This window comes from Jannaschia halovivens (genome assembly GCF_046452375.1).
Classification (GTDB): domain Bacteria; phylum Pseudomonadota; class Alphaproteobacteria; order Rhodobacterales; family Rhodobacteraceae; genus Jannaschia; species Jannaschia halovivens.
Window position 1 is genome coordinate 1,698,543 of sequence record NZ_JBKFDJ010000001.1, and the last position, 13,171, is coordinate 1,711,713.

Below are 13,171 nucleotides of genomic sequence, written 5' to 3' on the forward strand. Positions count from 1 at the left end.
GGTCCGCGGCGGTTATAGCGACCGGGCTTCCGCACGGACAGGCCCGAATTGGAGCCCCTCCATCAGCGCCCCGAGCGCCGTCGCGGGCAGGAGGACAAGACATGGCCCATCGAGATGCAGGCGCACCGGCCCGGTCGCGCGATTCGACGTCCCCACCCGGCCGTCGGGGGTCATGACCAGCCCGTCGATCGGCCACCGGAGGCCTTCGGACCGTCCCGTGACCCGCCCCATCGGCCAGAGCGAGACGCGCGTGCCCGGCGCGAGGTCCAGCGCCAGATCGGCCGGCGCGCAGGCGATGGCGTCGACATCATCCAGAAGGACGACCGGCGCGCCGCTTCGCGCCAGCTCGGTCAAGCAGGCGAGTGTGTGGTCCGTGCGCCCGCCCAGGAACCCAACGGCCAACGTGAAGGCCGCCGGTGCCGTGCGGAGCGCCTTGGCGAAATCCGTGCTATCCTGCTCGGCGATGGGGACGAGTCGGTCCGCGAAGGCCGCGCGCGCCGCCCCGGAGACCGAATCCATGTCGCCGATCACCGCGTCGGGGACATGTCCGGCTGCCAGAAGCGCGTCCGCGCCGCCATCGGCCGCGATCAGCCGGGGGGCGCGGCTTAAGGCTTCGTCAAGGACAGGCGTGCTAACCGGTCCCCCACCGACGAGCGTCTGGCCCCCGGGCGCGAAAGGGACGGATCGGTGGACGGTTGGTTTCGAATCTGGCAAAAATCCGCCCTCGAATTCGTCAAATTGTCCCGAAGCGGGCACGTTTTGAATGGAATCAGCCCGTTTAGTGCACGGTGAAGTGAAACAGGTTTCCCTCCGGGGATGCAAAGTGAGGGTGAAGACATGGTTCCCGCCAACAAGATACTCACAGTCGCCTACGGCACCTTCTCGTGCACGCTGGAAGGCTTCGACGATCCGTTCTCGACGATGACCGACATCGCGGAATATTTCCGCGATCTCGCCGAAGGCGACCGGTTCTTCGGGGCCGAACCCCCGACCCCCGACATGGCCACGCTGCGCCTGATCGCGGAGGCCCGCGCCAACCGCACGGTCGACGCCCAGCCCGAGGACGGCGGCATCGTGCTGCGCCCCGCCGCGCTGGCCGCCGATGCGCCCACCGAAGACGCCCCCGCGTCCGAAGAAACGATCGACGACACTCGCGATGATGTGGTGGCCGAGGCCCCGATCGCCGTCGTCGCGCCGGTCGCCGTGCCCGAGGTCGCCGAGACGCCCGAACCCGCACAAGGCGACAGCGCCGTGGCCGAGACGGTCGCCGAGGCCGACGAGCGGCCCGAGATCGCCGAGGTCGAAGCCGTCGCGACGGACGAAACCTCCGACGCCGCGCCTGAAGATGTCGCCGCCGCCGAAGACGAGGCAGCCGAAGACGAAGGTGCCGAGGACGGCGTCGCCGCCAAGCTGGCCCGCATCCGGGGCATGGTCGATGCCGACCGCGCCGCCGAGGATGGCTATACCGAGGACGAGCATGCCGAAGAGATTGGCGCGACGATCGTCTCGGACGACATCGCCGCCGCCTTCGCCGATACCGCGCCCGAGGATATCGTGCCCGATTCCCCCGCGGAGGAGACCGCCGAGGATGAGACGCGCGACGACGCGACCGCCGAAGACGAGAGCGGCATCGCCGCCGATGTCGAGGCGATGCTGAGCGATAGCGACGACACCGCCCCCGAGGAGGAGGCCGAAGCGGCGCCCGACGCCGACGCCGAGCCGCCCCGTGCCCGCCGGATCCGCGTCCGCCGTCTGCGTCGCGCCCAGGCCGCCGCCGAGGCTGCCGAAGCCAATGATGCAGCCGAGGCCGCCGCGCCGGAGCTTCCCGAGGCGGAAGAAGCCGACCTGATGTCCGAACTCGCCGCGATCGAGGCCGAGCTGACCCGCGACGCCACCGGCCCCGAAGTCGAGGCCGCGTCCGAAGACCGGGCCGAGACGCCCGAGGATGACGACAACCTGCCCTCGCTCGATGATCTCGACGACAGCGACCTTCTGGCCGAACTCGCCGCCATCCGCGCCGCGACCACGCCCGAAGACGCCAGTGCCGACGCCCCCGAGGCCGAGGATGCCGTCGCCGAAACCGACGCGACCGACGCGACCGACGGTGATGCGCCGATCGATGCCCCCGATGCCATCGCCGCCGCCGACGAGGCCCCCGAGGCCGAGGCGCCCGTCGCCGAGGACGAGGAGACCGAGAGCGACGTGGACGCCATCGCCGCCGAGGCGGACGTGGAGACCGCCGATGCGGAGGACACGGACGAGACCGACGTCGATCACCGCGAGGGCGATATCCGCGACGCCATCGACATCGAAGAGGTCGCGGTCGCCCCGTCGACGGGTTACGAGGCCGAGGCCGACGAGCCGGACGCCGAGCCTCAGGCCGCCGCGCCCGACGACCGCGACATGGAGCGTCTCTTCGCCGCGACCGACAGCCGCCTCTCGGGCGAGGACACCTCGCGCCGCCACGCCAACATCTCGCACCTGAAGGCCGCGGTCGCCGCCCGTCGCGCCGATGGACCGGTCGATGCGGCCAAGGCCGACGACACCGGCGCCTACCGAGAGGATCTGGCCAACACGGTCCGCCCGCGCCGCGCCGCCCGCCCGGCCGAGAGCCGGACGGACCGTCCCCAGCGCCCCGAGCGTCCGGGACCCCTCGTGCTCGTCTCCGAGCAGCGGGTCGAGGACGCGCCGGTCGCCGACGCGACGCCCGCCGCCCCCGTGCAGCCCCGCCGTGCCGCGCGCCAGACCGAGGCCGAAACCCGCGAGGCCGAGATGCTGCGCGACGCGGCCAAGGGCTCGACCGACGCCGCCGCCTCGGATGCGCAGGATTTCGAGGCCTTTGCCGCCGACCGCGGTGCGGTCGACCTGCCCGAGATCCTTCAGGCCGCGGCCGTCTACTCGACCAAGGTCATGGGCCACGAGAGCTTCTCGCGCCCCCGTCTCCTGCATCTTGCTGCCGAGGCGGTCGACGATCTGAGCCGCGAGGACGGTCTGCGCGGGTTCGGCCAGCTCCTGCGCGACGGCACCATCCGCAAGATCAGCCGCGGCGAATTCGCCCTGGGCGAAGATGGCCGCTTCGGCGAAAAGACGACCCGCCGCGCCGGCTGACCCCTAAACAACCGAGCAGTCGAACCGGCCCGCCATGGCAACATGGCGGGCCGGTTTTTGTCCGGGCGAGCGGGCTCGACGACAGCTGTCGAATCCATTGGCGACACTCGGCGCTATCAGAGGCCGCGATGAAGCGCTGATCCGCGCCCTGATCCACGGTACAGGCCCTGCGCCTCGACCGAGCGATGTCGGAGCGCTCTGCCCCTTCGCATCGGCCCCGAACGACGCGATGGGGCCGCGCGGGCGGCGCGCCGACTAGTCGTCGCGCGGCGGGGCGTCCGGGTCGGGCTGGCCGACGCCGCGGAAGATGCTCTTGAACGGAAGGACCCAGAGGATGCCAAGCGCGGCATAGATGACGAATTCGAGCCAGATCGGCGGGCGGTCGAACAGGTTCACCACCGAGACCGCGACCACGACGTAGAGCGGCAGCCCGACGATCAGGATCAAAAAGGCGAGGCGTTTTCGGGTCTTGTAGCGGAGCGCCATGTCAGTCCTCGAACGGGTCGGTGACGAGGATCGTGTCCTCGCGCTCGGGCGAGGTCGAGAGCAGCGCCACCGGGCAGGAAATCAGCTCCTCGACGCGGCGGACATACTTGATCGCGTTGGCCGGCAGGTCGGCCCAGCTCCGCGCGCCCTCGGTCGATTCCGACCAGCCCGGCATCTCCTCGTAAATCGGGGTGCAGCGGGCCTGCGCGTCGGCCGCGAAGGGCAGGTGATCGATCCGCGCGCCGTCGCGCTCGTAGCCGACGCAGATCTTCAGCGTCTCGAACCCGTCGAGCACGTCGAGCTTGGTCAACGCGATCCCGTTCACACCGCTCGTCGCGCAGGTCTGGCGGACCAGCACGGCGTCGAACCAGCCGCAGCGGCGCTTGCGCCCCGTCACCGTGCCGAACTCGTGCCCCCGCTCGCCCAGCCGCTGGCCGTCGGCATCGTCGAGCTCGGCGGGGAACGGGCCTTCGCCCACCCGCGTCGTGTAAGCCTTGACGATGCCGAGGACGAAATCGATGGCGCCCGGCCCGATCCCGGTGCCCGTCGCGGCCTGCCCGGCGATAACGTTGGACGAGGTCACGAAGGGATAGGTGCCGAAGTCGATATCCAGCAGCGCGCCTTGTGCCCCTTCGAAGAGGATGCGGCGCCCGCGACGGCGCTTTTCGTCCAGAACCTTCCAGACGGGGGCGGCGTATTCCAGCACCTCCTCCGCGATCTCGGAGAGCTGCGCGAGGAGCGCGTCGCGATCCACCGGTTCCATCCCGAGACCGCGGCGGAGCGCGTCGTGATGGGCGAGCGCGCGATCGACGCGGGCCTCGAGCGTCGCCGCATCGGCGAGGTCGGCGACCCGGATCGCGCGCCGCCCGACCTTGTCCTCGTAGGCCGGCCCGATGCCACGCCCGGTCGTGCCGATCTTCGTGCCCGCCGAGGACGCGGCCTCGCGGGCGCGGTCGAGCTCGCCGTGGATGGGCAGGATCAGCGGCGTGTTCTCGGCGATCATCAGGGTCTCGGGCGTGATCTCGACGCCCTGACCGCGCAGACCCTCGATCTCGGCCACGAGATGCCAGGGGTCGAGCACGACGCCGTTGCCGATCACCGAAAGCTTGCCGCCGCGGACGATCCCCGAGGGCAGGAGCGACAGCTTGAAGACCGTCCCGTCGATGACCAGCGTGTGACCCGCGTTGTGCCCGCCCTGGAAGCGCGCGATCACGTCTGCGCGTTCCGACAGCCAGTCGACGATCTTGCCCTTGCCCTCGTCGCCCCACTGGGCGCCGACCACCACCACGTTGGCCATGAGCCGTCTCCATCACCGCGATAAGGAATGTCGAAAATCCGGCCCCCCGATAGCGAATGCCGCGCCGGGGCGAAACCCGCCATTCGGGGGCGCCCCGCGCGCGCCGGGGTCTTGCGGGTCTCGGGGACCGTCTCTAGGTAGCGCGGATCGAAGCGAAGCGGGCCGTCCATGGAAAACGTCATCCTCGTCATCCACCTGATCCTGGCCCTCGGGCTGATCGGGATCGTGCTGCTCCAGCGCTCCGAGGGCGGTGGCCTTGGCATGGGTGGCGGCGGCGGTGGCGCCGTGACGGGCCGGCAGGCGGCGACCGCGATGACCAAGCTGACCTGGCTTCTGGCGGTCGCGTTCCTCGCGACGTCGATCACGCTGACGGTGCTGGCCGCGTCGGACAGCGCGGGTGGCTCGGTCGTCGACAGCGTGCCCGAGGGCGAGGCCGTGCTGCCGTCCGTGCCGTCGGGCGAGTCGCTGTTGCCGCCATCGACGGGCGATCAGCCGCTGACGCCGCCCCGGTCGGAATAGACCATATCTAGGACGAACGGGACGTCGGGTCTCAGGATATAGCGCGCGCGGTTGCGCGCCGCGCGAAATGCCTGTACCCGTCAAATCCCGTGATTGGTGATTCCGGCGCGACCGGAATCAGAGGGCTTCGCGGGGTAATTCGGACATGGCACGCTACATCTTCATCACCGGCGGGGTGGTGTCGTCGCTGGGCAAGGGTCTGGCTTCGGCCGCGCTCGGCGCGCTCCTGCAGGCGCGGGGCTACACGGTGCGGCTGCGCAAGCTCGACCCCTACCTGAACGTCGATCCCGGCACGATGAGCCCGTTCGAGCATGGCGAGGTCTTCGTCACCGATGACGGGGCGGAAACCGATCTCGACCTCGGGCATTACGAGCGCTTCACCGGCGTCGCGGCGCGCGGGACGGATTCGATCAGTTCCGGCCGGGTCTATTCTACCGTCCTCGAGAAAGAGCGGCGGGGCGACTATCTCGGCAAGACGATCCAGGTGATTCCGCACGTCACCAACGAGATCAAGGAGTTCCTGCATATCGGCGCCGACGAGGTCGATTTCATGCTCTGCGAAATCGGCGGAACGGTCGGCGATATCGAGGGCCTGCCCTTCTTCGAGGCGATCCGCCAATTCGGGCAGGAGCAGCCGCGCGGCCAATGCGTCCTGATGCACCTGACGCTGCTGCCCTACATCAAGGCCTCAGGCGAGCTAAAGACCAAGCCGACGCAGCACTCGGTCAAGGAGCTGCGCTCGATCGGTCTGGCGCCCGACATCCTCGTCTGCCGCTCCGAGGGGCCGATCCCCGTCAAGGAGCGCGAGAAGCTGGCGCTGTTCTGCAACGTGCGCCCCGATAGCGTCATCGCCGCGCAGGACCTCAAGTCGATCTACGAAGCACCACTCGCCTATCACGCCGAGGGGCTCGATCAGGCGGTGCTGGACGCGTTCGGCATCTCGCCGGCGCCGCGGCCCAATCTCGACCGCTGGGAAGATGTGGTCGACCGGATCCACAACACCGACGGCGAGGTGCGCGTGGCCATCGTCGGCAAGTACACGCAGCTCGAGGACGCGTATAAATCCATCGCCGAGGCGCTGACCCATGGCGGCATGGCGAACCGCGTGAAGGTGCGCGCCGAATGGATCGACAGCGCTCTCTTCGAGGAGGGCAACGTCGCCTCGCAGCTGGCGGGGTTCCACGCGATCCTCGTGCCCGGCGGCTTCGGCGAGCGAGGCACCGAAGGCAAGATCAAGGCCGCGCAATTCGCGCGCGAGCGGGGCGTGCCCTATCTGGGGATCTGCCTCGGCATGCAGATGGCCGTGATCGAGGCGGCGCGGAACCTGGCCGACATGGGCGACGCCATGTCCGAGGAGTTCAGCGAGGGCGTCGATCCGCGCAACTTCACGCCCGTCGTCTATCACCTGAAGGAATGGGTGCAGGGCAACGCCAAGGTCACGCGCAAGAAGGATGACGACAAGGGCGGCACGATGCGGCTGGGCGCCTATGACGCCGTGCTGGCCGAAGGATCGCGCGTGGCCGACGCCTATGGCGAGACCGCCATCGAGGAGCGTCACCGCCACCGCTACGAGGTCGATATCAAGTTCCGCAAGCAGCTGGAGGATCAGGGCTTAATCTTCTCGGGCCTGTCGCCGGACGGCCGCCTGCCCGAGATCGTCGAGGTCAAGGACCACCCCTGGTATATCGGCGTCCAGTTCCACCCCGAGCTGAAGTCGAAGCCCTTCGCGCCGCATCCGCTGTTCGCCGATTTCGTGCGCGCCGCAAAGGACCAGTCGCGGCTGGTGTGACGTGCGCCCCGCGGCGTCGGCGGGAACCCCCGCCGCCCGCCATCCGTTCTGCAAGTACCTGCAAACACCTGCAAACGGAGGATCATCCCATGGCGAACGAAGATCAGACCGAAGGCAAGACCAAGGACATCACCGGCAAGATCAAGGAAGAGGCCGGCGACCTGACGGGCAACGACGAGATGAAGCGCGAAGGCCAGGCCGATCAGGTCGAGGGCAAGGTGCAGAAGGGCGTCGGCGACCTGAAGGAAGATTTCAAGAAGATGTGACGACCGGCCGGGGGTGGACATGTGCCGTCCCCGGCTTTCTCCTCCTCGCACGACGAGGAGAAACCATGCCCGATACCCTGCCCTTCCAGATCTGGGACGTGTTCACCGACACGCCCTTTACAGGCAATCCACTGGCCATCGTCGAAAGCGACGGCAGCCTGAGCACGGCGCAGATGCAGACGCTCGCGCGTCAGTTCAATCTTTCCGAGACGATCGTCCTGATGCCGCCCCGCGACCCGGCGCATACGGCGCGGGCGCGCATCTTCTTTCCGACGGCCGAAATTCCCTTCGCGGGACATCCGACCATCGGCGCGGCGCTCTATCGTGCGGCGCGCGATGGGCTGGAGGCCGTTACACTGGAGGAGGAGGCGGGGCTCGTCCCGGTCACCATCACCGAAGGCACCGCACAATTCACCGCCCCCGTCCTGCCCGCGCCCCATGGCGGCCCGATCGATCCCGACCTCTGCGCGGCGGCGCTGGGCCTCGACCCCGACCGGATCGGCCCGCATGCGCCGGGCGTCTTCGCGGGCGGTCCGGCCTTTCTCTACGTACCCGTCCGCGACCGCACGGCGCTCGCCGCCGCCGGACCGCAGGAACCCGCTTGGTCGTCGCTGATGGAGGCTTGCGGGGTCGACAGCGCCTGGCTCTATGACCCGGACCTGAACGCGCGGATGTTCTCGCCCACCGCCGGCATCCCCGAAGACCCCGCGACCGGATCGGCCAGCGCGATCCTCGCAGCGCAGCTTCTCGCCAACGGCGCGCTGTCCGAAGGGACCACGCGCCACACGATCCGACAGGGCGCCGATATGGGGCGCCCGTCCGAGATCGGGTTCGAGGCGGATGTCGTGGAGGGCGCGATCACGGCGGTTCGGATCGCCGGACGCGCGGTGCCCGTGGCCGAAGGCAGGATCAGAATCCCAGCGTGAACCGCCGGGTCAGGCCGATCCGCGCCGAGACCTGGCTGTCGTCGAGCGAGATCGGGCTGTCGGCGGCATCGTTGCGCAACCGGTCGTAGGAGACGGCGGCGTCGACGCCCCAGCGGTCGTTGATGCGGTAGCCGGCGCCCAGCTCGACCCCGGTCGACATCAGGCCCCCGGACGCATTGAACTGCGTGTAGGCGGGAGCGGAGGCCGCGGCTTCCGCGGCGGTGACGCCGAAATAGGTCGACGCGTAGTCGCTGTCAGCGAAGAACGCCCGCGGCCCGGCCCGGAGCGTCAGGCGGTCGGTCGGGCGGACGAACACGTCGGCCCCCAACTCGCCCACCCAGGCCTCGTGCCCGATCACGCCGTAGCGCACCGCGCCGAACACCTGGTAGTCCGAGGTCGCGTAGCGCAGGCCGACGCCCAGCTCGAGCGCGGCATCGACATCGTTGAAGCCCGCCAGCTCGGGATTGTCGGCCACGTCGCGGTCGCCGATATAGCGGAACGACCCGGTCACGCCGAAGCCCTCGGGCTGGTAGAGCGGATCAGGATTGCCGAAGGTGAAGCCGCCGAGCCGCAGGTAGTTCAGCTCGAACCCGAGATCGGGGGCCGCTTCGGACCCGTCCGCGCCGAAGTAGTCGGGCGCGGTGGCCACCCCGGTGCGCAGCGTGAACCCGAGCGCCGGGCCGGTGCCTTGCGTCGAGAGCGTCACGGGACCGGTGCCCGCGACCTGCTCCTGCGCGACGGCGGGTGCGGCGAGGGCCAGAAGGGCGGCGAATGCGGTCAGGCGGAGCATCGGGGGATTCGTCCAAAGTGTTGGCGTTGACTTGCTATCTAGCACGTCCTTCGCCTTGGCCATGATGCATTTTTACACTTCACGTCACGAAATCGCGCGCGGCTTGTCCGCAAGGCCACAGGGCGCTAGCCGGAGGCCATGCTTTCCTACCAGCACGCCTACCACGCCGGGAACGCGGCCGACGTCCACAAGCATGCGCTGCTGTCGGTCGCGCTGGACTACATGGCCCGCAAGGACAAGGCGCTCAGCTATCTCGAGACCCATGCCGGGCGGGGTCTCTACGACCTGTCCGACGCGCAGGCGCGCCGCACCGGCGAGGCGGCGGCGGGGGTCGGGCGGTGGCTTGCGCGGATGCCCGCCGATCACCCCTGGCGGCGCATGGTCGAGGCGGTGCGCGCCGACCACGGACCCGATGCCTATTTGGGCTCGCCGCTTCTGGCCGCGCGGCTGACACGGCCCTTCGACCGGCTCGATCTGGCCGAATTGCACCCTGCCGAACATGCCGCGCTGCTGGCCGCGATGCCCGCGCATCCCAACATCCGCATCCACAAGCGCGACGGGGTTGAGATGGCCCGCGCGCTGACCCCGCCCGAACCGCGCCGCGGCCTGATGCTGATCGACCCGTCCTGGGAGGTGCGGAGCGATTACGAGCGGATGGCCAAGCTCCTGCCCGCGCTGCATCGCAAATGGGGCGTCGGGGTGCTGATGCTCTGGTACCCGATCCTGCGCGACCGCCGGCACGGCCCGATGCTCCGCGCCCTCCGCGAGACGCTGCCCGACGCGCTGGTCAGCGAGGTCCGCTTCACGCCCGCCCGCGATGGACACGGGATGGAGGGGTCGGGCATGGTCGTGGTCAATCCGCCCTGGGGCCTGCCCGAGGCGGCGATGGCCCTCGCGGCCCGCTTCGAGGAGGACTGAGATGCCGAAGGGCTACTGGATCGCGCATGGCCGGGTCGACGACCCCGACGCCTACGACCTCTACCGTGCGGCCAACGCGGCACCCTTGGCCGAGTATGGCGGCCGGTTCCTCGTGCGCGGCGGCCAGCGCAGCGTCGTCGAGGGCGACGCCAAGCCCCGGACCGTGGTGATCGAGTTCCCCGACTTCCAAGCCGCGATGGATTGCTACAACTCCGCCGGCTACCAGGCTGCGATGCGGCTTCGCGAGGGGATCAGCGAAAGCGACCTCGTGATCGCCGAGGGGTGGGAGGGCTGAGTTCGCACCCTATATCGGGCTCATGTTTGCAGACCTGATCCGCCGCCTGACGGCCCCCGAACCCGACCGCCTCCCCGAACCGGACGCCCGGCTGGCGCTGGCCGCCCTTCTCGTGCGCGTCGCGCGCAGCGACGGCCATTACGCCCCCGAGGAGATCGCGCGCATCGACCGCATCCTGATGCGGCGGCATACGCTCACCCCCGACGGCGCGGCCCAGCTCCGCCACAGCGCCGAGGCGCTCGAGGCCGAGGCCCCCGACACGGTCCGCTTTACCCGCGCCATCAAGGACAGCGTCGAACTGGAGGAGCGGATCTCGGTGATCGAGGCGCTCTGGTCGGTGGTGCTCGCCGATGGACACCGCGACGAGGACGAGGACGGGCTCCTGCGCCTTCTCGCCAATCTTCTGGGGGTCAACGACCGCGACTCCAACCTCGCCCGGCAGCGGGTCGAAGGCGCGGGCTGACCCTTGTCCGCCCCGCGTGGCAAGGCTACTGCGCGCTGACGCCACCCGGAGACCGCCCATGCGCCGCGCCTTCAAGAGATGGATCGCCCGCACCTTCAACACCTGGCGCGCGCCCGCGGCCAATGCCCTTCTGGACTGGTCCGAGGATGGCGGCGAGGCGCTGCGGATGCGCTTCGACGGGCTCGGGCCGACGGATACGGTGCTGGATTTCGGCGGGTTCGAGGGCGACTGGGCCGCCAAGCTGCACGACACCCATGGCTGCCGCGTCCACGTCTTCGAGCCCCATCCCGTCTTCGTCGACCGGCTCCGCGCGCGGTTCTCGGGCAACGATGCCATCGTCATCCACCCGTTCGCGGTGGGCAGCGCGGACGGCACGTTGCCGCTGTCGGATGACGGCGACGCTTCGTCGGCCCTTTCGGGGCGCGGTACGGTCGAGGGCATGGTGCGGGCCGCCGCCAAGGTGATGGCGGACCTGCCCGAGCCGCGCTTCGCGGTGGCCAAGATTAACATCGAGGGCGGCGAATACGACCTTCTCCCGGCGCTGATCAAGGCGGGTGCCCTGCCCCGGATCGACCGGCTCCAGGTGCAGTTCCACCTTTATGAACGAGACCATCTCGAGGCCCGCGCCGACCTCGTGCGCCGGATCGAGGCGACCCATGCACCCGACTGGTCCTATCCTTTCGTCTGGGAGCAATGGACCCGCCGTGATGCGTGAGGCCACGACGGCCAGCCTGTGCTGGTATCCCGCGACCCGCCCGGCCTGGGACCGGCTCTGGGCCGACATCCGCGCGCGGCTGGGTGCGGGGCCCACGCGTCTGACATGGCCCGATACGGCGGGGGCGCATTGGCGCGATCCGGGTCTCCTGCTGTCGATGACCTGCGCCCTGCCGATGCGGCGGGGCCTCGCGCGGTCGGTGACGCTGGTGGGCAGCCCCGTCTGGGACGTGCCGGGCCTGCCGCCGGGGCATTACGCATCGCATCTGGTGACGCGTGCGGGTGACGACCGGAGCGTGGCCGAGGCCGCGGCGGCGGGCATCGCCGCCAACGATGCCGACAGCCAGTCGGGCCGCGGCGTGCTGGACGACATGGGCGTCGCGGGGCCCGTGACTTATGTCGGCAGCCATGCCGCCGCGATGCGGGCCGTGGCCGAAGGGCGTGCCCATCTGGCAGCGATCGACATGGTGGCCTGGTCGATGGCGCCGCATGCCGACCTCGCGATCCGGGCGACCTCGCCCCCCTCGCCCTCGACCCCGTTCATTACCGCGCGCCCCGAATGGCGCGCCCCGGTCCGCGCTGCCCTCGACGCCGCGATCGCCGCGATGCCCGAGGCCGACCGCGCCGCCACGAGGCTGGTCGGAGTGACGGACCTGCCCGCCGCCGCCTACGCCCCGGACATGGCGTATCCGGACGCCTGACGCGGCATTCCCATTGCAATCGGCGTGTATTTGCGGCGTAAACGCCCGAAGTCGCCAGCAACGAGGCCGCGCGTGCCCCTCGACAGCCCCTCCGACGAGACACCGGTTCTTTCGATCCGGTCGCTCCACAAGGCCTATGGCCAGCTGGAGGTCCTTCGGGGCGTCGACGTGACCGCGCCGCGCGGACAGGTCATCTCGCTGATCGGGTCGTCGGGGTCGGGGAAATCGACGCTCCTGCGTTGCGCGAACCTTCTCGAGGACAGCCAGCAGGGCGAGATCCTGTTCGAGGGCGAGGCGGTCACCTGGCGCGGCACGGGTCACGGACGGCATCCCGCCAACGCGGCACAGGTCACGCGCATCCGCACGAACCTGTCGATGGTGTTCCAGTCCTTCAACCTCTGGTCCCACCTGACCGTCCTTCAGAACGTCATGGAGGCCCCGGTCCAGGTCCTCAAGCGCGACCCGGCCGAGGTCGAGACGGCGGCGCGGGACTACCTCGCGAAGGTCGGCATCGGCGACAAGTGCGACGCATGGCCCGCGCAGCTGTCCGGCGGCCAGCAGCAGCGCGCCGCCATCGCCCGCGCACTCTGCATGGAGCCGAAGGCGCTGCTCTTCGACGAGCCCACCAGCGCGCTCGACCCCGAGCTCGAGCAGGAGGTGATCCGGGTCATCAAGTCGCTGGCCGCCGAAGGGCGCACGATGATGATCGTGACCCACGACATGGCGCTGGCCCGCGACGTGAGCGATCACGTGATCTTCCTGCACCAGGGCCTGATCGAGGAGGAGGGTCCGCCCGCCGCCCTCTTCGACACCCCCAAATCCGAACGACTGCAACAGTTCCTCGGTACGATTTTCTAGACCCGTCAGCCCCGCAAACAGGGGCGGCGACAACATGGAGA

General features: G+C 69.7%; 15 protein-coding genes. 11 read left to right on the forward strand and 4 right to left on the reverse strand.

Annotated elements, in window-relative coordinates:
- Positions 1 to 12: 12 nt before the first annotated feature.
- Positions 13 to 756, reverse strand: a complete 744-nt coding sequence (locus ACK8OR_RS08550) for a thiamine diphosphokinase (RefSeq protein ID WP_410188985.1) — start codon at positions 754 to 756, stop codon at positions 13 to 15.
- A gap of 81 nt (positions 757 to 837) precedes the next feature.
- Between ACK8OR_RS08550 and ACK8OR_RS08555 the strand changes: the two genes are divergently transcribed.
- Entirely contained in the window at positions 838 to 3,108 is a 2,271-nt protein-coding gene (locus ACK8OR_RS08555) for a hypothetical protein (protein ID WP_410188986.1), read from the forward strand.
- Between the two features lie 255 nt (positions 3,109 to 3,363).
- Here the strand turns inward: ACK8OR_RS08555 and ACK8OR_RS08560 are convergent, their stop codons facing one another.
- Both ACK8OR_RS08560 and ACK8OR_RS08565 read right to left on the reverse strand, forming a co-directional pair.
- Positions 3,364 to 3,594, reverse strand: coding sequence for a DUF2842 domain-containing protein (locus tag ACK8OR_RS08560; protein WP_298435594.1), 231 nt, complete (start codon positions 3,592 to 3,594; stop codon positions 3,364 to 3,366).
- A gap of 1 nt (position 3,595) precedes the next feature.
- Complete coding sequence (locus ACK8OR_RS08565; RefSeq protein ID WP_410188987.1) at positions 3,596 to 4,891, reverse strand: adenylosuccinate synthase; 1,296 nt, start codon at positions 4,889 to 4,891, stop codon at positions 3,596 to 3,598.
- A 168-nt stretch (positions 4,892 to 5,059) separates the two neighbouring features.
- Between ACK8OR_RS08565 and secG the strand changes: the two genes are divergently transcribed.
- From secG to ACK8OR_RS08585, 4 genes are all read left to right on the forward strand, one after another.
- Positions 5,060 to 5,410, forward strand: a complete 351-nt coding sequence (gene secG, locus ACK8OR_RS08570) for a preprotein translocase subunit SecG (protein WP_410188988.1) — start codon at positions 5,060 to 5,062, stop codon at positions 5,408 to 5,410.
- A 145-nt stretch (positions 5,411 to 5,555) separates the two neighbouring features.
- Positions 5,556 to 7,199: a CTP synthase gene (locus tag ACK8OR_RS08575; RefSeq protein WP_410188989.1), complete on the forward strand. Its 1,644-nt coding sequence runs from the start codon at positions 5,556 to 5,558 to the stop codon at positions 7,197 to 7,199.
- An 89-nt stretch (positions 7,200 to 7,288) separates the two neighbouring features.
- Entirely contained in the window at positions 7,289 to 7,465 is a 177-nt protein-coding gene (locus ACK8OR_RS08580) for a CsbD family protein (RefSeq protein WP_410188990.1), read from the forward strand.
- Positions 7,466 to 7,530: 65 nt separating this feature from the next.
- Positions 7,531 to 8,391, forward strand: a complete 861-nt coding sequence (locus tag ACK8OR_RS08585) for a PhzF family phenazine biosynthesis protein (RefSeq protein ID WP_410188991.1) — start codon at positions 7,531 to 7,533, stop codon at positions 8,389 to 8,391.
- Here ACK8OR_RS08585 and ACK8OR_RS08590 read toward each other — a convergent pair.
- A complete protein-coding gene (locus tag ACK8OR_RS08590; protein WP_410188992.1) occupies positions 8,375 to 9,181 on the reverse strand; it encodes a MipA/OmpV family protein in 807 nt (268 codons plus the stop codon). The two genes, ACK8OR_RS08585 and ACK8OR_RS08590, sit on opposite strands and share 17 nt — an antisense overlap.
- Positions 9,182 to 9,319: 138 nt before the next feature.
- Between ACK8OR_RS08590 and ACK8OR_RS08595 the strand changes: the two genes are divergently transcribed.
- From ACK8OR_RS08595 to ACK8OR_RS08620, 6 genes are all read left to right on the forward strand, one after another.
- Positions 9,320 to 10,099 (forward strand): 23S rRNA (adenine(2030)-N(6))-methyltransferase RlmJ, encoded by a 780-nt coding sequence (locus ACK8OR_RS08595; protein WP_410188993.1) that lies wholly within the window; start codon positions 9,320 to 9,322, stop codon positions 10,097 to 10,099.
- 1 nt (position 10,100) lies between these two features.
- Positions 10,101 to 10,394 (forward strand): DUF1330 domain-containing protein, encoded by a 294-nt coding sequence (locus tag ACK8OR_RS08600; protein ID WP_410188994.1) that lies wholly within the window; start codon positions 10,101 to 10,103, stop codon positions 10,392 to 10,394.
- Between the two features lie 22 nt (positions 10,395 to 10,416).
- Complete coding sequence (locus tag ACK8OR_RS08605) at positions 10,417 to 10,857, forward strand: tellurite resistance TerB family protein (RefSeq protein ID WP_410188995.1); 441 nt, start codon at positions 10,417 to 10,419, stop codon at positions 10,855 to 10,857.
- 58 nt (positions 10,858 to 10,915) lie between these two features.
- Complete coding sequence (locus tag ACK8OR_RS08610) at positions 10,916 to 11,572, forward strand: FkbM family methyltransferase (RefSeq protein ID WP_410188996.1); 657 nt, start codon at positions 10,916 to 10,918, stop codon at positions 11,570 to 11,572.
- A complete protein-coding gene (locus ACK8OR_RS08615) occupies positions 11,565 to 12,272 on the forward strand; it encodes a PhnD/SsuA/transferrin family substrate-binding protein (RefSeq protein WP_410188997.1) in 708 nt (235 codons plus the stop codon). Before ACK8OR_RS08610 ends, ACK8OR_RS08615 begins: the two co-directional genes overlap by 8 nt.
- Positions 12,273 to 12,344: 72 nt before the next feature.
- Complete coding sequence (locus ACK8OR_RS08620; RefSeq protein WP_410188998.1) at positions 12,345 to 13,130, forward strand: ABC transporter ATP-binding protein; 786 nt, start codon at positions 12,345 to 12,347, stop codon at positions 13,128 to 13,130.
- Positions 13,131 to 13,171 lie beyond the last annotated feature (41 nt).